This is a genomic window from Pontibacter sp. BAB1700 (genome assembly GCF_000277005.1).
GTDB lineage: Bacteria > Bacteroidota > Bacteroidia > Cytophagales > Hymenobacteraceae > Pontibacter > Pontibacter lucknowensis.
This window is the reverse complement of record NZ_AKIS01000035.1, coordinates 1-21,816: the sequence shown is the minus strand read 5'-3', so window position 1 is coordinate 21,816 and position 21,816 is coordinate 1. Positions and strand designations below refer to the sequence as shown.

The window sequence follows — 21,816 nt, the reverse complement described above, 5'->3', positions numbered from 1 at the left end:
AGCACGGCCTCGTCACGCAGCTCCCGCAGCTGAGCGTGGTCGATAATGCGCAGGCCCCGCTTCTGCAGGCGCTCTACCTCCACGTCGTTGTGCACAATATCACCCAGACAATAAAGATACCCTTGCTCTTCGAGCAGGTCCTCAGCCATTTGGATGGCATAGACCACGCCGAAGCAAAAGCCTGAGTTAGAATCGATCGTGACTTGAAGGTTTCGCATATACCTTTATACAGCCAAGCGTTGATATTGTTTAAGAGCGAAGCGCTGTTTTAAGCCTTCATAAATCGAAATTGTCAGCAAAAGCATCAGCATGGAGTACATAGAGTCCTCTACAGGTATAGATACAATGCGGATACTCAGGTTGTGGCTGTTGTTATACCAAACTATTGGCAAGTAAGTCAAAACACCATTTACCAGCAGGAACGGAACCAGGTGCACCATGTAGGCCAGGTAAAACCGCCCTAGTCTTTCTGTGTTGAAATAGTAATAGTGCACCCCCAGCATAGCGGCCAGCAAGGTAAAGGTGATGGAAGTATAGAGCTTTTCTAAATTAAAGACCGCCAGAAGCAAGAGCACAGGTATAAGCGCAAAGGTTATTACCTTGGCGTAAGGCTGGAGCAGGTCTTTGGTGATGTAAGCATTGAGACAGTCGTAGATAAAGACGCAGGCATAAGGCACTGTGATGAAGAAAAGCACCTCCTCAAGCGGCAGGTTAAAGATGTAGACACCTACCAGATATTCCGGATTGAAGCCCCATACACCAGCTTGGGTGAAGAGTTCGTCCCAGATAATAAACAGGACAGCGTTGATAATGATGGCAGGCCACAGGTATGGCCAGTTTTATAAAAAGCCACTTTCCTGTCGAAGGAGAGCAACAGTGGAAACAGGATAGTGAAGATGTTCAGGTACAGGTAGAGTGGCATGCGGCTTATATGGGTATGCTTTTGATTTTTCTTTTTTCCTGTTCGGTGCAGTGGTCTTTCGTTAGCATGAAATCCCGGATGTCGCGGGCCATGTCATTGGACAAACCGGATTTCGGGTGACGCTCCAGCCCGGCGATGATCTTGGCTTTGTCGTCTTCCAGGTTCTTGCTCATGTTCAAGTAGCGCGGCACATAGTGCTCTACTGTGAAGCGCAGAAATCTTATTTCCGGATTGCTTGCGTTCAGTTGAACGGCCTGCTCAAATATCTCCGAAGACCGCTGCAGGTGCTTCATTTTCATATAAGGATTCCAAACATGTTTCGCCATAATGGCTTCCGAAACTGCCTTGTAAGCCAGCACCACAGGGTTATTATCCTCGTAGTCACTCATCAGCTTGTGAAACTCCTTGCCAGCTTTGCTGTTCTGACTCGCCTCCAGGAACTGCACACGCAGGTCAGGCAACTTGTAGGACTTGGTATTATCGGCCAGAGCCGTAATGTAAAAAAAGAGTAAAAAGGGTAATATCAGTAAGCTATTCTTCACGATTCAGATGGCGTTTAGTTGGTACCTGAGATAAGAGCCCAAAAGTAAGGCTAACTTTGTATTATCAGGTACTCTTACGCGCTCATTCAAGATATGGGTTGCCGGCAGCCCTTTGATTTTGTGGAAAAGCTTGAGGTAATACACATAGGCAAGGTATACGCCCATGCGGGCAGAACGCGGCAAACCAAGTATACCAACGTAGGCGTCTTTGAAGTCCTGCGCGATGTCGGCTTCTATTTCTTCTTTGCTTGCATTGTTGAAGGTACGGATGTCCACCGCCGGAAAATAGACTCTGCCCCGGTCCTTAAAGTCGCTCTGCATATCGCGCAGGAAGTTCACCTTCTGGAAGGCAGCCCCCAGACTGCAAGCTGGTTTCTTCAGCCGTTCAAACATCTCCTGATCTCCCTCACAGAACACCTTCAGACACATCAGCCCCACCACTTCAGCCGATCCGTAGATGTACTCTTTGTACAGCGCCGGATCGTACACATGGTCTTCCAGATCCATGGCCATGCTGTTCAAAAAGGCTTCGATATACTCGCGGTCGATCTTATACTCATTCACCACGCACTGAAAGGCATGCAGCACGGGGTTCAGGCTTATACCTTGCTCAATGGCTTCAAAAGTCTGCTTACGGAACTCGCTGAGCAGTTTGCGTTTGTCGAAGTCATGAAAAGTATCCACAATCTCGTCGGCGCAGCGCACGAAGCCATAGATGGCATAAATGGGCTGATGGAATTTGCGGTGAAGTGTTTTTATTCCAAGCGTAAAGGAGGTACTGTACGCCTCCGTTATAAGCTTGCTACAGTTCAGGCAGGTGTCTTTGTATAAATCCATAGTTTTATCTGGGGCGTTACTTACTCATTATTTCCCGCTGACCCGCAGCCAGCGCATATTCCTTCGCCACTTCCTTTGCCACCACCTGTCCTGAGATGAGCGATGGCGGCACTCCGGGTCCCGGCACCGTCAGCTGACCGGTATAGTACAGGTTCTTTACCTTTTTACTTTTCAGGCTGGGCTTGAGCAGGGCAGTCTGCATCAGTGTATTGGCCAAGCCATAGGCATTGCCTTTAAAGGCATTGTAGTCAGATATAAAATCGCGGTGGGCGTAGCTGCGCTTAAACACCACAGCGCTGCGCACATCCTGCTTCGTCAGGTGCTCCAGACGGTTCATAATAATGTCATAGTAGCGCTCACGCAGCTCCTCTGTATCTTCCAGATCAGGCGCCACCGGCATCAGCACAAACAGATTCTCACAACTGTCCGGGGCCACACTATCGTCTGTCACTGACGGAGCTGACACATAGAAGAGCGGCTTGGCCGGCCACTTAGGATCTGAGTAAATTTCGTGCGCATGCGGCCCGAAGTCTTCGTCGAAGAACAGGTTGTGGTGCCGCAGGTTATTAAGCTTCTTTCCTATACCCAGGTAGAAAATCAGGCAGGAAGGCGCCATTACACGCTTGTCCCAGTATTCCTCGGTATAACTACGTAGAGCCGGAGCTAAAAGGTGGCGTTCCACGTGATGATAGTCAGCGCTGGCCACTACCACATCGGCTTCAAAAGTACCCGAAGCAGTGTGTACGCGACGGGCTATACCTTGCTCCACCTCTATCTCCTGCACATCCTGGTTATAAAGAAAAGCCACTCCTTTCTCCTCTGCTAGCTGCACCATACCCTCGATAATCTTGTACATACCACCCATCGGATACCACGTACCGAGGCTGATGTCAGCATAGTTCATCAGACTATACAGGGCGGGCGTATTTTGCGGCAGCGCTCCCAGGAACAACACCGGAAACTCCATTAGTTTGATGATTTTCTCATGCGAAAAGAAGCGGCGGATGTGCGCGTGTATCGACTGGAACACATCCATGCGGAGGACATCCAGCAACAACTGCAGGCTCATGAATTCGCTCACCGTACGACCGGGTTTGTACACGAGTTGATTTATACCTACTTCATACTTATAAGCGGCCTGTTTCAGAAATCTGTCAAGTCGGGCGGCACTCCCCGGCTCCCATCTCTCAAACAGGGCCTTCAGCTCGTCAAGTGAGGCAGGCACATCCACAAAATCATCTTCACCGAAGACCACAGTATAAGATGGGTCGAGGCGCACGAGGTCGTAGTAATCGGAAACGGACTTGCCGAATTTGTTGAAGTAGGACTCAAACACATCGGGCATCCAATACCAGCTTGGCCCATGTCGAAGGTATAGCCTTCGGCCCCGAAGCTGCGGGCACGGCCTCCCGGGGTGGCATTCTTCTCCAGCACCGTTACCTCATAGCCCTGGTCAGCTAGGCTGGTGGCAGCCGAAAGGCCTGAGAAACCGGCACCGATCACGATTACTTTTTTTGACATCATTTAGAAATTTACTAAAAAAACTGGTTTAAGTTGTTTTTAGTCGCCATAAACCTGCAGCATCTTCTTCAACTCCTTGCGGGCGATATGGATGCGATTTTTCACCGTGCCAATCGGAATATTCAGCTCCTCGGCAATCTCGAGGTATTTAAACCCAATGTAATACATCATGAAAGGGGTACGATGCTCTTCATTTAGCCTGGCAATGGCAGCCTTGATATCGCTCATGACAAAGGCGGCTGTGCCTTTGTTTACAGTCACAAAGCTATCATCAGTATTCAGGTACTGCAGGTACTCTGTGCTATCGATATTGCTGCTGCGCTTCGTGATCTTGTTGTAGTTATTGATAAACGTATTTCGCATGATCGTGTAAAGCCATGCTTTCAAATTAGTGCCAGCGTTGAACTTCTCCCGGTTCGAGAGCGCTTTGAGCAACGTTTCCTGCACTAAGTCTTTCGCGTCGTCCGCATTGCGGGTAAGGTTCATGGCTACCGGCTTCAACGAACCAGCTGCCAGCTGAATGTGGTTGGAAAATTCTAACGCTGTCATAATGTTTAACTTTTTAATCTAATCACTAAACAATTATACGCCGTTAAAAAATAAAGGTCAAATTTTGTTTAACATTTTTTTTATCATGTTAAACAATTTATCTCACCTTATATACCTTCAATTTGAACTTTTGCCAACAAAAAAGGCCAAACCCTATCGGATTTGGCCTTTTTTGTTGAACAATGGCAGCTATATTATTTTGTTTAATGCATTAGCTTTTTTGTGTCAACACACGAATAAAATCTTCAATACAACCAAGTCGGTGTATGTTTTTGGGGAAGACCAGGAAATCGTGCTGCGCCTGAAAACCATACAGGTATATCTGTGCAGCGGGAAAAGTAGCAGAAAGTTTATCTATGTAATCCTGCACATGATCGCGCTCAGGTATAATTGTCATGACTGTGCAGATAATATCAGGTTTTAGCTGATCGTATGTGAGCTGCAGATCCTTGAATGGCAGGTTCTGCCCGAGGTAGATCACCTGCTGGTGGTGCGATCTGATCAGGTAGTTCATGTAGAGCAGGGCGATCTCGTGCAGTTCGCCCTCTGGCAGGTATAGCAGGTAGGTCGGTGTGCCTTCTTTGCGCTTCACAACCTGTCCGTCTATCGCCACAATCAGCTTCTGCCGCACCAGGTTACTCACAAAGTGCTCGTGCGCAGGTGTTATATTATTGGTCTGCCACAGGATGCCGATCTTATGCAGGAATGGGTACACCACCTGCAGCATCGCCTGATGAAAGCCCACCTGCAAAGTCACAGTAGAGAAGGATTTATCGAACTGCTCTTCGTCCATGTCGATCATGGCCGTCACCATATTGGTAATATGATGTGAAAGCGATGATGCCTCCTGTTCGGCAAGCTGCTGCACCGTCAGCTTCAGCTGCTCGGGGCTCATCTTGGCTATTTTGGAGATCTTATATCCCTGTTCGTTCAGTAACGAAATATTTAGCAGGGTTTTCAGGTCGGCATCGCTGTAGTAGCGGATGTTGGTGTCGGTGCGCTGGGGACAAAGCACGTTGTAGCGCTGCTCCCAGATGCGGATGGTATGAGCCTTTATACCTGAAAGGTGCTCTAGCTCTTTGATGGTGTACTGCGCCACGTCTGTTCCCCTTGTTGTTTCTGAATGATTGCGTATGCATCCCTGAAATACCTGGGTGCCACCCACAGCATGCCGTAAGACTCGGAGCCGTCGCGCCCCTTGTGCTTATGATGCACCTTGTGCGCTATGTTTAAGGCTTTCAGATAAACATTAGACGTACTTCCGAAAACCCTGATGCGCCTGTGGATGAAAACATCGTGTATCAGGAAATAAGCCACACCGTAGAGGGTAATGCCTGCTCCTATCCAGAAACGGTAATCGATGGGGTCGCTGCCAAACACGAAGAACAGCATGGCCAGGGTACCGTAATAGGCAAAAAACAGATCATTCCACTCAAAAGCGTGCTTATGATGGGTATGGTGGGACTTGTGCAGGAACCACAGAAAACCGTGCAGCACATACTTGTGCATGGCCCAGGCCACACCTTCCATTGCCACAAAAGTAATCAACATGATTCCAAGGCCCATCAGCATACTCATCAAACAACAAGTTTAACAAATGGTTTAGAAACTTTAACAGAAAATTACCAGGTCAGCGCCTCTTTATTCAGAAAAGCCGCAATGCCGCGCTGACAGTCTTCGCTGCCACGGGCCACGGCGTTCATTTCGGCCGCATACTGCAGGCCATCCTCCAGCGACATCTCCTGCACCCGCGCGATCATCTCTTTGGTCACCTCCATGCTCTGACGAGAGTTTTCTTTGCAGAGCTTTTGGGCGAAGCTGAACACACGATCCTCCAGTTCATTGGCAGGCACCACATAATTCAGTAAGCCGAAGTTTTGTGCTTCCTCTGCTGAGATCAGGTCGCCGGTGAGCAGCAGTTGCTTGGCACGAGCCTCCCCTATCTTGCGGAGCAGGAACACCTTTACAATAGCAGGTATAAAACCGATCTTCACTTCGGTGTAGCCAAACCTCGCCTCTGGTACAGCAAAAGTGAAATCGCAGATTGCCGCCAGTCCGCAGCCACCTGCTATTGCATGACCGTGCACCTGGGCTATCACTACTTTCTTCAATGTATAGATCAGCCGGAAGAGCTCCATCAAGTGCGTGGAGTCAGCCAGGTTGTCGTGGTAGTCGTATTGCTGCAGGCGCTGCAGGTACTCCAGGTCGGCACCAGCGCAGAACACCTTGCCTTCGGCCCGTAGCACGATCACTTTGCAGGTTTCATCGTCTTCGGCGGCGGCAAAGGCTCGTTTCAGTTCCGAGACCATCTCAGCATTCAGCGCGTTTCGCTTCTCGGATCGGGCCAGGGTGATATATCCTACACGCTCCTTCACTTCGTAATGCACAAAGTCCATAGTTTGCGTGATAGGTGGTTGAGTCGTGTCAGTCATGATTATAGTCTTCTAAATTATAATTCCATATACCGGCGAGCCGGTTTCAGATAATACGCGAGTTAATCAGTAATGCTCGAAAAAGATAAGCAAATTCAGTGAATGTCGCGACAAAATGAGCACAAATTCTTAGTTCTTACACTTCATTTGTTTTTGGCTATTTGTTAATCGATCGCACAACATAACAACTTCCTGCACCTAGTCTAACCATCACTGTCTGCCACACAACATAAATGCTGTAAACCCGTAAAATTTATTTGCTAACGAACGTTAGGTTGTTTACATTTGTTGTTATCTATATAAGGAGTATACTTTGAGCAGGAAAGAACAGATAGAGCAAACGGCTACGGCCTTATTCAAGACCAGAGGTTTTTCGGCCACGTCCATGCGCGACTTGGCCAACGCCTTAGGTATAGAAGCCGCCAGTATTTACTCCCATATCCGTTCCAAAGAAGAGATTCTGCAGCGGGTGTGCTTCCGGATGGCAGACGAGTTCTTTGGTGTTATTGAGGCTGTGAAAGCCGATAATGTCAGTGCCACCGAGCAACTGAAAAGAGCTATCTCGGCACACGTACAGGTGCTGACCCGCAACACAGAGGCATCGGCAGTGTTCCTGCAGGAGTGGCGCCACCTGAGCGAACCATACCACACGGAGTTTCTGGCCCTGCGCGACCGTTATGAAAATTACTTCCGCGAGATCATCCGCCAAGGTATAGCTAGCGGAGAGTTTCAGGTGCCGGACGAGAAATTTGCCGTGCTCACTATACTTTCGGGGCTGAACTGGATCCATACCTGGTATAAGCCAGAGGGAAAGATGAAGCCAGAAGAGATTGCCGATAACCTGTCGGCCATGCTGCTGAACGGGCTAAAGACGAACCTTAACTAGTTTATCTATACCTAACCCTAGCCGGACTGTACCACCTTAACAGTCCGGCGCTTTTTACTGAACCTTAAAACTGAAAATATTATGTACGGAGGAGGAAACGTTTTCGAAGCTACCAAATTCGACGACCTGCAGACAGAAGACCCTGCAAAGTTGGCCGAGTTTGAAGCACGCATCGCACGAGGCGAGAAGATCGAGCCAAACGACTGGATGCCGCAACTATACCGCAAGCAGCTGATCCGCATGATCGAGCAGCATGCGCACTCTGAGATCATCGGCGCACTGCCTGAAGGCACTTGGATTACCCGTGCCCCTGGCTTCCGCCGCAAGATGGCTCAGATGGCCAAGGTGCAAGATGAGGTAGGACACGCACAATTATTATATAGTGCAGCCGAAACACTGGGCAAAACACGCGAGCAAATGCTGACCGACCTGATCAATGGCAAGAGCAAGTACTCAAACGTATTCAACTACCCGGCCTTTACCTGGGCTGATTCCAACATCATTTCCTGGCTAATTGACGCGGGTGCGATCGTGAACCAGATGGCAAATGCCAAAGGTTCTTATGGCCCTTACTCCCGTGCGCTGGAGCGTATCTGCGCCGAGGAGGCTTTCCACCTGAAGTATGGCCACGATGCGGTAGTGCACATGGCAACCGGCACTCCGAAGCAACGTGAGATGATTCAGGCTGCCTTAAATCGCTGGTGGCCACCGATCATGACGTTCTTTGGTCCGTTAGATAAAATGAGCACGCACACCGAGACGCTGATGCGCTGGAAAGTGAAGATGGCCTCTAATGATGAGTGCCGTCAGCAGTTCCTCGACATGTACGTGCCGAAGATCTGGGAGCTTGGCCTGACAGTGCCGGATCCAAACCTGAAGAAGAACATGGAAACCGGCCAGTGGGAATACACCGAGCCAGATTGGGATGAGTTTAAGCGTGTAATCAACGGCGATGGCCCTTGCAACGCTGAGCGTCTTGCCGTACGCCGCACTGCCGAAGAACGCGGTGCCTGGGTTCGCAGAGCTCTCCTCAACCCGAAAGCAAAGTATGTGAAACCGTTGGCATAGCCAATGATAGTTTAGAAACTCTTAACTAACAAAACTATGTCTTTGACATCACTAGACCCAAGAGTAACCCGACTGAACCTGCCGGAAGAGGCCCAACCTATTGAGCCGAAGCCAGAGCTGGATCAGTTTGAAACATACGAAGCTTTTCATCAGAAGAAGGAAGGTGCTGCCCATACCTATGTAGGCCCGGTACACGCACCAAATGAAGATGTGGCTTTCCTGTTTGCGAAAGAGCAGTACAGCCGCCGCTTCCCATGCGTAGGCCTTTGGATCGCGCGCACGGAGCATATCCAGGTAACTCCTTATGCTGGTGACGGTGAGAACGTATACGAGATGATGCGTGTGGAAGAGCCTACTGAGCGCAGCGAAGAAGTGGAATCTTACGAAATCTTCCATTTGAAAAAGCGCGGTAAGGCCCATACCCATGCTGGCCGTGTCATAGCGACTTCTTATCAGGAGGCGCTTCAGGAAGCACGCACCCAATTTGGCGAGAAAGGCCCGATTGTGAATGTATGGGTGGTAAAGTCGAAGCATGTGCTGCAGTCAGCTGAAGAGGATAAGGACATGTGGACTACTATACCTGAGAAGAAGTACCGTGAGGCCATTGCCTACAAAGTGATGGACAAAATCACGAAGTATAAAGAAGAACATAAAACGACTGCGCAATAATGAACGAGCTAGCGATAAAAGACCTGTTATACAAACTGGCTGACGACCAACTGATATTGGGCCACCGCAACTCCGAGTGGACCGGTTTTGGCCCGATACTGGAAGAGGACATTGCTTTCTCGTCGATGGCACAGGATAAGATTGGCCATAGTCTGGCCTTCTACACTTTGCTGCAGGAGCTTGGCGAAGCGACCCAGATACAGTTGCCTTCACCCGCAACGCCAACCAGTTTCACAACAGCCAGTTAGTAGAGCTACCAAACGGCGAGTACGATTTCAGCTTGATCCGTCATTTTCTGTACGACAATGCCGAGATCATCCGTTTTGAAATGCTGAGTCAGTCGAGTTACGAGCCGATTGCCAAAGTAGCCACCAAACTGAAAGGCGAAGTGAAGTACCACGTGCTGCACGCCAACACCTGGATCAAGAACCTGGGCTCTTCAACTGAAGAAGCCATTCTGCGCCTGCAGTCCTCGCTGAACGAGGCTATACCTTACGCACTGGGTATGTTCGAGCCATCGAAGTACGAGCAGGAGCTGATCGATGCTGGCGTATACGCTGGCGAAGAAGCCGTGAAAGCTGAGTGGTTGAAGCGAATTGAGGCGGTAATAGAAAAGACAGATCTGAAGTTGCCGGATCTTGCCACAATAGAACCGAAAATGGGTGGACGATACGGTGAGCACACTGAGCACCTGCAGCCACTACTCGATGAAATGGCCGAGGTGTTTAAGATCGACCCGACGGCGGAGTGGTAATAACAAAATGGAATTGACGAAAGAGAATATATTGACCCTGTTGGAGGAGGTGAAAGACCCCGAGATACCTGTATTATCTTTAATGGACCTAGGGGTGATTACGGGTGTGGACATTTCTGACGAAGACCATGTGACGGTGAACATGACTCCAACTTTCGCGGGTTGTCCTGCCATGGACTACATGAAGAAGGATGTCGAGCGTACCTTGGAGAAGCATGGCATCACCAATCACACCGTCATTATGTCTTTCGACAAACCTTGGGACAGCAATAAGCTTTCGGAAAAAGGCCGTCGGCATTTGAAAGAGTTTGGTCTGGCACCGCCTCCTAAGTATGATTTGATTCTGGACTTAGATATACTTGAGCATGTAAAGTGTCCGTACTGCGACAGCGAAAACACGGACCTGCGCACACCTTTCGGCCCCACCCTCTGTCGCTCCATGCACTACTGCAACGACTGCCGGCAGATGTTTGAGCAGTTTAAGCCCTTGTAAATATTTTGATAAGGAAAATGAAATCGCCTGTTGGACACGACGGGCGATTTCATTTTGTCTGAGTCTTTACATAGGGCCCCTACCCCAAGGATTTTCAGGATTTTTCTCCCAGCTACTGAGGTGCACGGTTGGCTAGGTCGCGACTTGTCACTACAGATAATATTGCTGATTGTCATAATTTGTATAATCGAAAACAGGGAAGCCCTCCAGAATCTTGCTCATGGATACTTATTTCAACGCTACTCCCCTCTCTTAAACATCATCACTCCTTTGCCGTCCAATATCATTTCCAACCACTCTTCACTCACCTTATACCTTAACTCCCTATCATTCAACAATTTCAATATCTGATTCTCCACCTCCATATCCGGACAAGCCATTCTGGTCGCAGCGATAGGTCCGAAATTGATTCTGTCGGCAATCGGTTCAAGTGTGCCTGTTATTCTATTACATCCTGTACTCCCCGATACCCTGCCCTCGGCAAGCGATATAACCAAGGTTGGCTGGTTCTGTCCGAAATCTTTTGGATTGATGGCTTTCGCCTGCAATTCCACCAGGTTCCAGGTGCCGTCGAGGCGGGAGTCACGGAGGTACATACCACAACCTCTGTATTCCATGTCGTCTTTCAGTACTGTTACGGTATAAGGAAGCTCTCGCCCTGACATCGTATTAACACAAGTTTCCTTGATCAGCCGGATTTCGAGATTGCCCGAAACGGTCTGTACCCTATACACGACTCCCTTACCCGGTTCTGGCTCTTCTGCAACCGGCACTGGCGTCAGCACACTGCCATCCTCTTCGTCCAGCACCCTAAACTCAATCATTTTATCCAAATCAACTTCCAGTGACCAAAACGGTTCGTTTCCAATGGCGGCAAATTCGATCCCACGTTCGTATTTCTCACGCCACAGCTTAGGACTGTCCTCTGGCTCGTCCGGGTTTTTCCGGCGTAGGCGGTAGGCATCAGCAACTTGTGATTCTATGCGGTTGCCTTCACTATCGAGCATAACCAATGCTTCACCCTCTATGGCAAACTGGTTATTACCAGTGCCCTGCTTATTTAGTTGAACCCTCCCATTGCCCACACCCCAAGTTCCAGACTGCACAAATGGTGTTGCGCTCCGGCCTTGGTACACGAGGCGCTCCCGGTAGGTACTGTCAGGGCTGAGATCCAGGGTATAGTCTACACCCGGACAGTCGGCACAAGGTATAGTTCCTACCCAGGAACCCACGGCTGCCTGGGCGACCTCAGCGTTCGACATCTCCGCATTCGACTGTGAGACGGAAGTTGGAGCAGTCGAACAGGCAGCAACAATGCACAGCAAGAAAATCCCGATGGGGAGCAACAGTTTAAAAGGGTTCATTTTTCTTCTTGAACAGGTATAGAAATTTCTACGAGGAATAGCCCGGCACAGGTATAGGTGAAATCGTAAAAACGCTTACGGAGCATTACACCTGCGAAACTACTAAATTTACCGGGAGTACATGAAAAAAGCCCCATCGCTACCTGATTTGGTAACGACGGGGCTTCTGTACAGGTATAGCTATACCTTATATATTGGCCATTTCGCCTTTTACAAAGTCCACCAGACTCTTGATGTACTCGGTGCTGAAATCGAACTTGATGCCCGCGGCTTCATACACTTCGCCGATCGTGACGGTATAGCCCAGGCTGAGGGCACGCTTGTAGGCGGCCAGCCCTTCAGTAGGATTCTCTTTGTAGTTTTTCCAAACAGCAATGGCCCCCAACTGTGCCATAGCATATTCTACATAATAGAACGGCACTTCGTAGATGTGCAGCTGCTTCTGCCAGATGAATGGCTTATACTTCTCGAGTCCGCTCCAGTTCACTTCGAGGTGATTGAATTGTTCAAAAATATTGAGCCACTCCTGATGACGCTCTTCCTGCGTATGGGTCGAGTTTTCATAAAGCCAATGCTGGAATTTATCCACGGTCGCTACCCACGGGAAGGTCTCGAGCACGCTCTCCAGGTGCGTGCGTTTGGCGCGACGCAACTCGTCTTCGTCAGTAAAGAAAGTATCCCAGTAGTCCATTGAGATCAATTCCATCGACATGGAGGCCAGTTCGGCTACTTCTGATGGTGGGTGTTTGAAAGCACCCAGCGTCAGGTCGCGGGTCAGGAAAGAATGTACAGCGTGGCCTCCTTCGTGCAGCATCGTGATCACATCACGCAAACTGGAAGTGGCATTCATAAAAATGAACGGTACCCCAATTTCATCCAGCGGATAGTTATACCCGCCCGGAGCTTTGCCTTTTCTCGACTCCAGATCCAGGTGGCCCATCTCGCGCATGGTTGCGAGGCAGTCACCCAGGTAGGTGTCGAGGTCATAGAACACCTGTATAGTTTTCTCCAACAGCTCTTCACCAGACGTAAACGGCTCCAGCGGTGCTTTTCCGCTTGGGTCTACGTCAAGGTCCCATGGGCGCAGGTCGGCTATACCTAGCTTCTCCTTGCGCTGGCGGTCTATACCTGTCAGCACGGGCACGATGGTTTCCTCAATGGACTGATGGAAATCAAAGCAATCCTGTGGCGTATAGTCGAAGCGGCCCATGGCAGCAAACATGTAGTCGCGGTAATTGTCGAAGTCAGCGTTTTTGGCCAGCTGTGTGCGCAGTTTCAACAGCTCGTCGAATAGGTCATCGAGTTTCTGACGATCCTGTGTGCGGCGCTCCTGTATGGCACGCCACGCTTCCTCACGCACTGCACGCTCGTTGCGCTTCAGTCGGTCTGCGGCACGTTGTAGGGTCATCTCCTCCCCGTCCAGCGTCACGGTCATGGCGCCTGTTATGGCGGCATACTGTTGTTGCTTGGTGCTGATTTCGGTGTTCAGCGGAATGTTCTCTTCACGGAAGATCTCCAGGGCACGCTCCACACCGCGCAGGTAAATACGGTATTTATCTTTGTCGAGACCGGTCACATAAGGAGAGTGCATCAACTTGAGGTTGAGCTCGTGGTCGTAAGGGGCAATCTGGGGTTCTATCTCTGATACGAAATACTGAAAGGCTTTCGTGATATCCTCGTTCTGAGTGTCGCAGGTCATGCGGATGTAGCGCCAGCCCAGGTCTTCGGAGAGCACGCTCTCGAGTTCGCTGCGGTCTTTCATCCACTTTTCCAGTTCCTCCACCGAGTTGATGGCACGGCTTTTCAGTTCTTCAAAATATGGCTGTATGGTTTCCCAAGTATCTATTTTAAAGTCTTCGGACAGGTAAACCCGCTTCTTTCGTTCGGGCACTTGTATCATAGCTTCTGTTTTACTCATTGATGGTTCTGTATAAGAAAAGGTAATATATACACTTCTCCTGAAAGTGCAAAAAAAAGCTGCACTATATCTTCATTAAAGATAGTGCAGCCTTACTGAAGTTATAACAGGTATTTTTATCCTATTTCGATGACCACATTAGCAGTCAGCGGATGGCCTACGCAATTGAGCACATAACCTTCGTCCAACTCAGCGTCAGAAAGGCCTTCGCGTTCGTCCAGATGCACTTTCCCGCTCAGGCATTTGCCGCGGCAGGCGGTGCACAAACCAGCCTGGCAAGAGTATGGCAAATCCACATCCTGGTCAAGCGCTGCTTCCAAAATGGTCTGGTCCGGCTCCACAGTCACGCTGTACTCGGCGCCTTCATAAATGATGGTTACAGTCTGGGTGGTTATCTCACCGTCGTCATCTGAAGAGGACACGTCGCCGTGGTGCTCCTGTTCGTGTTGCTCTACCAGTTTGTTGCTTACAAAGCTCTCCCGGAAAATGCGGTCAGAAGGTACGTGCAGCACGTTTAGGGCCTTGCGCACCTCTTCCATCATCCCCTCAGGTCCGCACATATAGTAGAGCGCGTCAGCTGACTTGGCCAGTTGCCGGCGCTCCAGTATTTTCAGTATCACACTCTGGTTCATGCGGCCGCGGTAGTCGCAGGCATGCTTTGGCTGACTATAAATATACTCCACGTGCAGGCGCTCAGGGTGTGCGGACTGGAGTTCCTGTAGCTGCTGCTTGAAGATCACAGAGTCCTCGTCGCGGTTACCGTACAGTAAGGTCACCTTCGTATTCGGCTCCTCGCGCAGGGTTGCTCTGAGCATAGACATCAGCGGGGTAATGCCGCTTCCAGCCCCGAACAGGATAATATGACGGCTCTTATCTGCCTCTGGTACCAGGTTAAAATTACCAAGCGGCTCCATCACTTCAACTTCCTGTCCAACTTGCAGATTATCAAGCAAATAATTGGAAACCAGACCGCCTTCTACACGTTTAACAGTAACTGACAGGCGACTACCCTCATTTGGGGCACAACAGAGGGAGTAGGAACGGCGGACTTTCTTTCCGTCAATCGGGAGGATAAGTGTCAGGAATTGCCCTGCCTTGAATGGAATCGGTTTTTTATCGGGATGTTCTAAGTGTATCGTAATCGCATCTGAGGTTTCGCGGGTTATCTCCACGACCTTCAGCGAGAAATAGGGGCTACTCATATCGTTTTATTAATAGTCTTTTAGGGGGAAACATGGTTTCAAACTGAAAGTTACGACAATCTGGGCTGTTGCGTGAAAATTTAGGCGAATTTTTAAAACCGATTTCACGAATCACGTATTATAACCAAATCATTAACAGAATGAACGGTGAATGAAAAAAAAGCTGCACATTTGTAACATAGTACATACAAGTGCCGTGGCCGGGAAATAACCAACCCCCACATTCCGTTCTTTACCATACAATTACTGAAAACACCAATGCTCTACAAACTAACTCTCAAAAACTGTGAAAAAACCGTAATGGTGGATGACCGCACTTACGAGTATATTCAAAACAACGCCTACCTGCAGCAGATTGAGTTTCTGAAGCACCTGCGTATTCACTCCAACGGTTACGCCTTCTTCCAGAAGAACTGGCCGTTGAAAAATGGTAAGTACCGCAACGAAACCATTTACCTGCACAAAATGATCGGCGAACAGCTGATCGAGAAGCCGGAAAGCAACATCAAGCTTTATGTGCACTTCAAGAACGGCAACAAGCTCGACTGCCGCCTCGAAAACCTGGAGTGGGCTCCGCTTTGCAAGATCGTGCGTAACACATCTAAAACGGAGAACAAGTTGGGTGTACGCGGTGTGCACAAAGAGGCACAGAAATACCGCGCCATCATTCACCATAACAAGCAACGCATCAACCTCGGCACCTTCGACACGCTGCAGGAAGCTGCGCAGGCTTACAGCAAGAAATCCGAAGAGCTTTTTGGCAAAACCAAAAGTCTGAAGACACTCTCCAAGTATGTGGAAGAAGTAGCATAATTCTTCTTATACTTGCGTGACGGTATACCCACCGTCATGTTTACTCATGCTGAATACCGAAAAGAAACTTAGCGACATTCTAAGACGGCACACTGTTGCTTTTGGGCCCGTACTCGATGCGGACCTGAACGGCGAGCACGTGTGCCGTCTTGATTTTACGGCAGCCAACCAGCTATTGCAGCAAACAGACCTGCGCGATACGGGAGCTTTTGATAGAGCCATAAACCAAATGCTTCAAAAGCGAAATGCCACCATCGGCGTGGGCGGCTACATGGAAAACCGCTTTATCTACCGCCGCAGTCAGCACTTTGATGTGGCTGAAGAGAGTCGCGACCTGCACTTAGGTATAGATGTTTGGTTACCCGCCGGTACCGCTGTGTTTGCCCCGCTTGATGGCAAGGTGCACAGTTTCGCCGATAACGCTAACTTCGGCGACTACGGCCCAACCATCATTCTGGAACACGAACTCGAGGGCGTGACCTTCTATACCTTGTATGGCCACCTGAACATACATTGCTTGACTGGACTAGCAGTTGGAAAGGAATTCCGCAAAGGCGACAAGATTGCAGAAGTAGGTCCTTACCCTGAAAACGGTGACTGGCCTCCGCACCTGCACTTTCAGGTAATGTGCTCCATGGACGGAAAGCAAGGAGATTATCCGGGTGTGGCACGGCTCTCGGAACGAGCTGTGTATGAAGGTCTTTGTCCTGACCCAAACCTGATTCTGAACTGCCGCCATCTGGCCTAGTTTTGGCTTTGCCCTGGAAATTAACCAAATTTGAACTCTGGCACTCTCTTAATAGGTGCCAGAGTTTTACATTTTAACACAAAGCTCTTCGCATGTTTGACCTTTTTAATTTTGAAGCTTACAGCACTAACATCACCAATTTTGTCATGCTTTACGGCATGCGCCTGGTGGCTGCCATCATTACCCTTTTAATCGGCCTTTGGGTTATCAATTGGCTTAATCGAATGGTATTTAACCTGATGGTGAAGAAAGATGTGGACGTATCGCTGCGTCCGTTCCTGAAGAGTGTGCTTGCCGTTGTCATGCGCGTACTCTTGATCATTCTGGTGATTGCGCAACTGGGTGTCGAGATGACTTCGTTCATCGCCATACTGGGCTCAGCAGGCCTGGCCATCGGTCTGGCTTTGCAGGGTAGCCTTTCTAATTTTGCAGGCGGTGTGCTGATTCTTACCATCAAGCCTTTCCGTGTAGGCGACTACGTTGAAGCGCAGGGACAGGGAGGAACCGTGCACATGATCAACATTTTCAACACAGTATTGAAAACGCCTGACAACAAAACGATTTTTATACCCAACGGTCCGTTGGCTAACAGTGTGGTGGTGAACTATACCATCGAGAAGACCCGCCGCGTGGAGCTGAAGTTTGCCGTGTCAGTGAACAACGACATTGGTAAGGTACGCCAGATTCTGCAGGACCTGATCAACGCTGATGAAAGAGTGCTGCCCGAGCCAGCACCTGTGATTGTTGTAACAGATTTTGCCGAACACTCCCTCACATTGAGCGTGCGCACGTGGGTGAACAAAGAAAACTTCTGGGCTTTCTCCTGGGACATGAATGAACGCGCCAAAGCAGCTTTCGAAGAGCAAGGTATCCAAATGCCGGTGCCTCGTAGAGAGATGGTGGGTGGCAGCTCAAGCAATGGGCAGGCTCCGAAGGCTGTGTCACAGGTATAGCTTAGGTATAGATTTGTGAAAATGGAAACGGCAGCTCTGAGATGGGCTGCCGTTTCTTGTTTTATATACTAATCTGCTTTTTGCTAGACTAATTATTTAATAACATTTCTTTTAATCAAACTTGATCGCACGTACCGGCTTAATACGCGCAACCATAGCGGCAGGAATCAGGATGGCGAGCATGGTCATCACGAGGGTGATGACATTGAGAGCGATAATGATGGCAAAGTTCCAGCTGATAGGAACAGTGTCCATGTAGTAGTTTTCGGGGTCGAGTGGAATGACCTGGAAATAGTATTGGATAACACAGAAGCCCAAGCCAATGACGTTACCCCAGAGCATGCCTTTGAGTGTCAGGCTGAGGCCTCGGAAATAGAAGATTTGCCGTATCTGGGCGTCGGTGGCCCCGATGGCTTTGAGCACACCAATCATGCTGATACGCTCGATGATCATGATGAAAACCGTGGACACCATGTTGAACGTAGCCACGAAAATAATCAAAACCAGGAAGATGACCACATTTTTGCGCAACAGCTGCAGCCAGTCGAACAGCTGGGCGTGTCGGTCAGTGATTTTCTCGAGTTGTAGGTCGTAGTTCATCTGGTCGAACACCTGATCAGCTACCTGGTCAATCTGTTCGAAGTCCTTGAGCAGAATCTCCACACCACCCACCAAAGTATCGGGCCAGTTGTTGAGCTCACGAATCAGTTGCAGGTCACCGATGACGAACACCTCGTCAAACTCTTCCAATCCTGTATTGAAAACCCCTGCTACTTTAAGTTTCCGGGCTCGGGGCGGGTTTTGGATGAAATAGAAAATCGCCTCGTCGCCCACTTTCAGGCGGAGTTTGTTGGCAATTTTCCGACTGAGCATGACGTCTTTGGAGGAGGCAGTGTCTGAGAAAGAAACTACACCTCCCTCGTCCAGGTTAGCCTGCATGGCACTCATGTCATAGTCTTCGCCCACGCCTTTCATCACGACGCCCAGCACCTCGTCTTCAGTTTTGATGATAGCCGTTTTGCGGGCGAAACCCTGTATGTGCTGTATACCCGCTATTTCTTCGGTGCTGTTTATACCTGTGGCCGTGCTGATGGGAGCACCTTCAAAGGAATTGTTCGTGTCGTACTTGCTGATTTGCAGATGCGCCCGAAGCTGAAAATCTTGTTTCTGATCTCGTCACGGAAGCCTTCCAAAATCGCAAATGACACAATCATGATGGCAATGCCTGCAGCTATGCTTATAATTGCTATTTTTGTCACAGACGTGGTGAAAGAACCTGCCTGTACTTCGGAAATCTTATCAGATATGAATTTGGATACGTTCACTCGCTTGCGTCTAAACTGCCTTAAAGATAGGTATGAATTTTGACTTAGAGCCTGTTAAAGTTTCGTTTTTGCGAGCGAATCTCCAAACACGGCCCTGAAAAAAGAACACTGATGATACAACCACTTGCTATACTTTGCGGTGCCTTGTTGCTCAGCTTTAACAGCTGCACACCCAAACAGGCACCTGCCACCGCCGCTGAGCAAAACGCCCCGGCCACTGAAGAACCCTCTCAAGTTCCAGCTAGAAAACCACTGGCCTTGGGCGCCGAACAACTCGACCGCTACCTGAAACACCTCGAAGGAAAGCGGGTAGGTATGGTCGTGAACCAGACTTCTATGGTGGGTAACACCCATCTAGTAGACACGCTGATTAGCCGTGGTGTGGAAGTGACCACCATTTTTGCGCCGGAGCACGGTTTCCGAGGTGAGGCTGACGCAGGCGCACATATCAAAGACGCAAAAGACACCAAAACTGGTCTGCCGATTGTCTCGCTTTACGGCAGCAACAAGAAGCCGTCTAAAGACCAGATGAAGAACCTCGACGTGCTTGTGTTTGACATTCAGGACGTGGGCACACGATTCTATACCTACATCAGCACCATGCATTATGCCATGGAGGCCTGCGTCGAAAACGGCAAAAAGATGCTCGTACTGGACCGCCCAAACCCGAACGGTCACTACGTAGATGGGCCTGTTTTGGAGATGGAGCACAAGTCTTTTGTGGGCATGCACCCTATTCCGATTGTGCACGGCCTCACAGTGGGCGAACTCGCAGAAATGATCAACGGCGAGAAATGGTTGGAGGGCGAGAGAAGCTGTGACCTGACCGTGATCAAGATGGAGAACTACGACCATACAATGGCGTACGACCTGCCGGTGCGCCCTTCTCCGAACCTGCCAAACGCCCAGTCGATTGCGCTATACCCCTCTATCTGTTTCTTTGAAGGCACTAATGTGAGCGTGGGCCGAGGCACGCCTACTCCGTTTCAGGTGATAGGGTCACCTTTCTACCAGAAGAAAGACTACTCATTTACACCCGTGAGTACCCCGGGCGCCACTGATCCCCCGCACAAAGGCGTGAAGTGCTACGGTATGGATTTGACTGACGTATCGCATGCACAGCCGTTCACATTGAAGTATCTGTTGGAGATGTACAACAACTCATCGAACAAGGAAAAATTCTTCAACAACTTCTTTGAGAAACTGGCAGGCACCTCTGAGTTGCGTAAGCAGGTAATTGCCGGCAAAACCGAAACAGAGATTAGAGCCAGCTGGGAGCCAGAGCTGTCGAACTACAAAGTACTCCGCAAAAACTATTTGCTATACCCTGATTTTGAATAGAACCATGCCCGAATTACGCATCGTGTTTATGGGTACGCCCGACTTTGCGGTGCCTACCCTGCAAGCACTCGTCGAACATAAATACAATGTGGTAGCCGTAGTTACCGCTCCTGACAAACCAGCGGGCCGTGGCCAGAAGATACAGCAATCGCCGGTGAAGGAGTATGCCATATCGCAAGGTATACCTGTCCTGCAGCCGACCAACCTAAAATCAGAGGCTTTTCTGGAAGAGCTGCGCAGCTATCGAGCCAATCTTCAGATTATCGTGGCCTTCCGCATGCTGCCGGAGGTAGTGTGGGCCATGCCGGAGCTGGGTTCTTTTAACATACATGGCTCCCTGCTACCGCAGTACCGAGGTGCCGCGCCTATCAACTGGGCCATCATCAACGGTGAGAAAGAAACAGGCGTCACTTCCTTTTTCCTGAAACACGAAATCGACACCGGCGACCTTATTTTTCAGGACCGGGTGCCGATATTGGAAGAAGACGATTTCGGCAGCATGTACGAAAAGCTGAAGTACAAGGGCGCTGAACTAGCCGTGCGCACCGTGCAGGCCATTGAGCGAGGTGAAGTGAAGCCCCAGCCGCAGCAAACTAATGCCGAAACGAAGCACGCGCCGAAGATTTTCAAAGAAACCTGCGAAATCAACTGGAATCAGCCAGCCCATCAGGTGCGCGATTTCATCCGCGGCCTCTCCCCTTACCCGGCAGCATGGACTCGCTTTGACGGCAAAACCTTCAAAATTTTCAAGACGGAAGAACTAGAAAACACTGCCTATTCCTTAGCGCCGGGCCAAATCAAAACAGACAACAAAACCTACCTGCACGTGCAGACTGCCGACGGAGTTCTATCTATTCTAGACCTCCAGATGGAGGGTAAGAAGCGCATGCCGGTGCAGGATTTGCTGAGGGGCTATACCTTTAAAACAGAGCAAGCATGATAGCCATTGTCGTCGCCATAGCCGAAAATAACGTTATCGGGAAGGATAATCAGCTTATCTGGCACCTGCCTGCTGACCTGCGCCACTTCAAACAAAAGACCATGGGCCACCCTATGATTATGGGCCGCAAGACGTTTGAGTCCATCGGTAAGCCTCTGCCTGGCCGCACAACCATTATTGTAACGCGGCAGGAAGATTATCAGGTAGAGGGCTGTATCATAGTGAACTCGGTAGAGGAAGCTCTTGCGAAAGGCAAAGCGTTAGACAGCGAGCAAGTGAGTATTGTTGGCGGCGCCGAAATCTATAAGCAAGCCTTGCCCCACGTGGATACGATCTACCTGACTGAGGTGCACCATACCTTTGATGGGGATACTTTTTTTCCTGAGTTGAAGAAAGAGGAGTGGCAGGAAGTGAGTTCTGAAAGCCACCAGCCTGACGAGAAGAACAAGTATGCCTATACCTTTAAAGAGCTAATCCGAAAGGTATAGCCGAAAGGTATAGCCGAAAGGTATAGCCGAAAGGTATAGCCGAAAGGTATA

Annotated in this window: 23 protein-coding genes and 3 pseudogenes; 12 read left to right on the top strand and 14 right to left on the bottom strand. The window is 49.6% G+C overall.

Translation table 11 applies throughout. The features are described 5' to 3' along the window. The 10 genes and pseudogenes from O71_RS04870 to O71_RS04830 all read right to left on the bottom strand — a co-directional run. Window positions 1-218 (bottom strand): annotated as a pseudogene (locus O71_RS04870) (4-hydroxy-3-methylbut-2-enyl diphosphate reductase); the annotation flags it as partial. Window positions 219-224: 6 nt separating this feature from the next. Continuing rightward, window positions 225-788, bottom strand: a complete 564-nt coding sequence (locus O71_RS04865) for a lycopene cyclase domain-containing protein (RefSeq protein ID WP_369750878.1) — start codon at window positions 786-788, stop codon at window positions 225-227. Continuing rightward, window positions 728-922 carry a hypothetical protein gene (locus O71_RS27045; RefSeq protein ID WP_007653853.1) on the bottom strand — a complete coding sequence of 65 codons (195 nt, stop codon included), beginning with the start codon at window positions 920-922 and terminating at the stop codon, window positions 728-730. The genes O71_RS04865 and O71_RS27045 overlap by 61 nt, the downstream gene beginning before the upstream one ends. A 5-nt stretch (window positions 923-927) precedes the next feature. Continuing rightward, window positions 928-1,464 carry a hypothetical protein gene (locus O71_RS04860; RefSeq protein ID WP_007653848.1) on the bottom strand — a complete coding sequence of 179 codons (537 nt, stop codon included), beginning with the start codon at window positions 1,462-1,464 and terminating at the stop codon, window positions 928-930. A gap of 3 nt (window positions 1,465-1,467) precedes the next feature. Next, the gene (locus O71_RS04855; RefSeq protein ID WP_007653847.1) at window positions 1,468-2,301 is read right to left on the bottom strand and encodes a phytoene/squalene synthase family protein; all 834 of its coding nucleotides are present in this window, start codon (window positions 2,299-2,301) and stop codon (window positions 1,468-1,470) included. 16 nt (window positions 2,302-2,317) lie between these two features. Then, a pseudogene (locus tag O71_RS04850) lies at window positions 2,318-3,825 on the bottom strand (phytoene desaturase family protein). A gap of 36 nt (window positions 3,826-3,861) precedes the next feature. After that, window positions 3,862-4,371, bottom strand: coding sequence for an RNA polymerase sigma factor (locus O71_RS04845; protein WP_007653845.1), 510 nt, complete (start codon window positions 4,369-4,371; stop codon window positions 3,862-3,864). Window positions 4,372-4,582: 211 nt separating this feature from the next. Then, window positions 4,583-5,470: a MerR family transcriptional regulator gene (locus tag O71_RS04840; RefSeq protein WP_007653844.1), complete on the bottom strand. Its 888-nt coding sequence runs from the start codon at window positions 5,468-5,470 to the stop codon at window positions 4,583-4,585. Continuing rightward, the gene (locus tag O71_RS04835) at window positions 5,443-5,949 is read right to left on the bottom strand and encodes a hypothetical protein (protein ID WP_007653843.1); all 507 of its coding nucleotides are present in this window, start codon (window positions 5,947-5,949) and stop codon (window positions 5,443-5,445) included. Before O71_RS04835 ends, O71_RS04840 begins: the two co-directional genes overlap by 28 nt. Before the next feature lie 44 nt (window positions 5,950-5,993). Continuing rightward, window positions 5,994-6,767 carry an enoyl-CoA hydratase/isomerase family protein gene (locus O71_RS04830; protein ID WP_007653842.1) on the bottom strand — a complete coding sequence of 258 codons (774 nt, stop codon included), beginning with the start codon at window positions 6,765-6,767 and terminating at the stop codon, window positions 5,994-5,996. 349 nt (window positions 6,768-7,116) lie between these two features. On the opposite strand from O71_RS04830, the gene O71_RS04825 reads away from it, so the two are divergent. The 5 genes and pseudogenes from O71_RS04825 to paaD all read left to right on the top strand — a co-directional run bounded on the left by O71_RS04825 (window position 7,117) and on the right by paaD (window position 10,673). Next, entirely contained in the window at window positions 7,117-7,689 is a 573-nt protein-coding gene (locus O71_RS04825) for a TetR/AcrR family transcriptional regulator (RefSeq protein WP_007653841.1), read from the top strand. 81 nt (window positions 7,690-7,770) lie between these two features. Continuing rightward, window positions 7,771-8,757 (top strand): 1,2-phenylacetyl-CoA epoxidase subunit PaaA, encoded by a 987-nt coding sequence (paaA, locus tag O71_RS04820; protein WP_007653840.1) that lies wholly within the window; start codon window positions 7,771-7,773, stop codon window positions 8,755-8,757. Window positions 8,758-8,793: 36 nt separating this feature from the next. Beyond that, window positions 8,794-9,426 (top strand): phenylacetic acid degradation b, encoded by a 633-nt coding sequence (locus O71_RS04815; protein ID WP_007653838.1) that lies wholly within the window; start codon window positions 8,794-8,796, stop codon window positions 9,424-9,426. Further along, window positions 9,426-10,180, top strand: a pseudogene (paaC, locus tag O71_RS04810) (1,2-phenylacetyl-CoA epoxidase subunit PaaC). Before O71_RS04815 ends, paaC begins: the two are co-directional and overlap by 1 nt. 7 nt (window positions 10,181-10,187) lie before the next feature. Continuing rightward, a complete protein-coding gene (paaD, locus tag O71_RS04805) occupies window positions 10,188-10,673 on the top strand; it encodes a 1,2-phenylacetyl-CoA epoxidase subunit PaaD (protein ID WP_007653836.1) in 486 nt (161 codons plus the stop codon). Between the two features lie 239 nt (window positions 10,674-10,912). Here the strand turns inward: paaD and O71_RS04800 are convergent, their stop codons facing one another. The 3 genes from O71_RS04800 to O71_RS04790 form a co-directional block, all read right to left on the bottom strand. After that, window positions 10,913-12,037 (bottom strand): copper resistance protein NlpE N-terminal domain-containing protein, encoded by a 1,125-nt coding sequence (locus O71_RS04800; protein ID WP_007653835.1) that lies wholly within the window; start codon window positions 12,035-12,037, stop codon window positions 10,913-10,915. Between the two features lie 187 nt (window positions 12,038-12,224). Continuing rightward, entirely contained in the window at window positions 12,225-13,937 is a 1,713-nt protein-coding gene (locus O71_RS04795; RefSeq protein ID WP_155800528.1) for a M3 family oligoendopeptidase, read from the bottom strand. A 134-nt stretch (window positions 13,938-14,071) separates the two neighbouring features. Beyond that, the gene (locus tag O71_RS04790) at window positions 14,072-15,157 is read right to left on the bottom strand and encodes a ferredoxin--NADP reductase (protein WP_007653833.1); all 1,086 of its coding nucleotides are present in this window, start codon (window positions 15,155-15,157) and stop codon (window positions 14,072-14,074) included. Window positions 15,158-15,415: 258 nt separating this feature from the next. On the opposite strand from O71_RS04790, the gene O71_RS04785 reads away from it, so the two are divergent. From O71_RS04785 to O71_RS04775, 3 genes are all read left to right on the top strand, one after another. Then, window positions 15,416-15,970 carry an HNH endonuclease gene (locus tag O71_RS04785; protein WP_040573668.1) on the top strand — a complete coding sequence of 185 codons (555 nt, stop codon included), beginning with the start codon at window positions 15,416-15,418 and terminating at the stop codon, window positions 15,968-15,970. Between the two features lie 46 nt (window positions 15,971-16,016). Then, window positions 16,017-16,718 (top strand): peptidoglycan DD-metalloendopeptidase family protein, encoded by a 702-nt coding sequence (locus O71_RS04780; protein WP_007653831.1) that lies wholly within the window; start codon window positions 16,017-16,019, stop codon window positions 16,716-16,718. A 92-nt stretch (window positions 16,719-16,810) separates the two neighbouring features. Further along, on the top strand, window positions 16,811-17,671 hold the full coding sequence (locus tag O71_RS04775) for a mechanosensitive ion channel family protein (RefSeq protein ID WP_007653827.1): 861 nt from the start codon (window positions 16,811-16,813) through the stop codon (window positions 17,669-17,671). 111 nt (window positions 17,672-17,782) lie between these two features. Here O71_RS04775 and O71_RS04770 read toward each other — a convergent pair whose 3' ends face one another. Beyond that, the gene (locus tag O71_RS04770) at window positions 17,783-18,661 is read right to left on the bottom strand and encodes an ABC transporter permease (RefSeq protein ID WP_237717706.1); all 879 of its coding nucleotides are present in this window, start codon (window positions 18,659-18,661) and stop codon (window positions 17,783-17,785) included. A 48-nt stretch (window positions 18,662-18,709) separates the two neighbouring features. Here O71_RS04770 and O71_RS25160 point away from each other — a divergent pair, with 48 nt between their 5' ends. The 4 genes from O71_RS25160 to O71_RS04755 all read left to right on the top strand — a co-directional run bounded on the left by O71_RS25160 (window position 18,710) and on the right by O71_RS04755 (window position 21,765). Continuing rightward, entirely contained in the window at window positions 18,710-19,039 is a 330-nt protein-coding gene (locus tag O71_RS25160) for a hypothetical protein (protein ID WP_237717705.1), read from the top strand. Window positions 19,040-19,107: 68 nt separating this feature from the next. Continuing rightward, entirely contained in the window at window positions 19,108-20,337 is a 1,230-nt protein-coding gene (locus O71_RS04765; RefSeq protein WP_007653826.1) for an exo-beta-N-acetylmuramidase NamZ domain-containing protein, read from the top strand. Window positions 20,338-20,341: 4 nt separating this feature from the next. Further along, a complete protein-coding gene (gene fmt, locus O71_RS04760; RefSeq protein WP_007653824.1) occupies window positions 20,342-21,277 on the top strand; it encodes a methionyl-tRNA formyltransferase in 936 nt (311 codons plus the stop codon). Beyond that, a complete protein-coding gene (locus O71_RS04755) occupies window positions 21,274-21,765 on the top strand; it encodes a dihydrofolate reductase (RefSeq protein WP_007653822.1) in 492 nt (163 codons plus the stop codon). Before fmt ends, O71_RS04755 begins: the two co-directional genes overlap by 4 nt. Window positions 21,766-21,816: the final 51 nt, after the last annotated feature.

Bases quoted from the DNA above. Each gene is read 5' to 3' on its own strand.
- O71_RS04830 (WP_007653842.1), bottom strand. From the start codon at position 6,767: ATGGACTTTGTGCATTACGAAGTGAAGGAGCGTGTAGGATATATCACC.
- O71_RS04845 (WP_007653845.1), bottom strand. From the start codon at position 4,371: ATGACAGCGTTAGAATTTTCCAACCACATTCAGCTGGCAGCTGGTTCG.
- O71_RS04795 (WP_155800528.1), bottom strand. From the start codon at position 13,937: ATGATACAAGTGCCCGAACGAAAGAAGCGGGTTTACCTGTCCGAAGAC.
- O71_RS04755 (WP_007653822.1), top strand. From the start codon at position 21,274: ATGATAGCCATTGTCGTCGCCATAGCCGAAAATAACGTTATCGGGAAG.
- O71_RS04785 (WP_040573668.1), top strand. From the start codon at position 15,416: ATGCTCTACAAACTAACTCTCAAAAACTGTGAAAAAACCGTAATGGTG.
- O71_RS04775 (WP_007653827.1), top strand. From the start codon at position 16,811: ATGTTTGACCTTTTTAATTTTGAAGCTTACAGCACTAACATCACCAAT.
- paaD (WP_007653836.1), top strand. From the start codon at position 10,188: ATGGAATTGACGAAAGAGAATATATTGACCCTGTTGGAGGAGGTGAAA.
- fmt (WP_007653824.1), top strand. From the start codon at position 20,342: ATGCCCGAATTACGCATCGTGTTTATGGGTACGCCCGACTTTGCGGTG.
- O71_RS04780 (WP_007653831.1), top strand. From the start codon at position 16,017: ATGCTGAATACCGAAAAGAAACTTAGCGACATTCTAAGACGGCACACT.
- O71_RS04815 (WP_007653838.1), top strand. From the start codon at position 8,794: ATGTCTTTGACATCACTAGACCCAAGAGTAACCCGACTGAACCTGCCG.
- paaA (WP_007653840.1), top strand. From the start codon at position 7,771: ATGTACGGAGGAGGAAACGTTTTCGAAGCTACCAAATTCGACGACCTG.
- O71_RS04800 (WP_007653835.1), bottom strand. From the start codon at position 12,037: ATGAACCCTTTTAAACTGTTGCTCCCCATCGGGATTTTCTTGCTGTGC.
- O71_RS04765 (WP_007653826.1), top strand. From the start codon at position 19,108: ATGATACAACCACTTGCTATACTTTGCGGTGCCTTGTTGCTCAGCTTT.
- O71_RS04790 (WP_007653833.1), bottom strand. From the start codon at position 15,157: ATGAGTAGCCCCTATTTCTCGCTGAAGGTCGTGGAGATAACCCGCGAA.
- O71_RS27045 (WP_007653853.1), bottom strand. From the start codon at position 922: ATGCCACTCTACCTGTACCTGAACATCTTCACTATCCTGTTTCCACTG.
- O71_RS04855 (WP_007653847.1), bottom strand. From the start codon at position 2,301: ATGGATTTATACAAAGACACCTGCCTGAACTGTAGCAAGCTTATAACG.
- O71_RS04835 (WP_007653843.1), bottom strand. From the start codon at position 5,949: ATGAGTATGCTGATGGGCCTTGGAATCATGTTGATTACTTTTGTGGCA.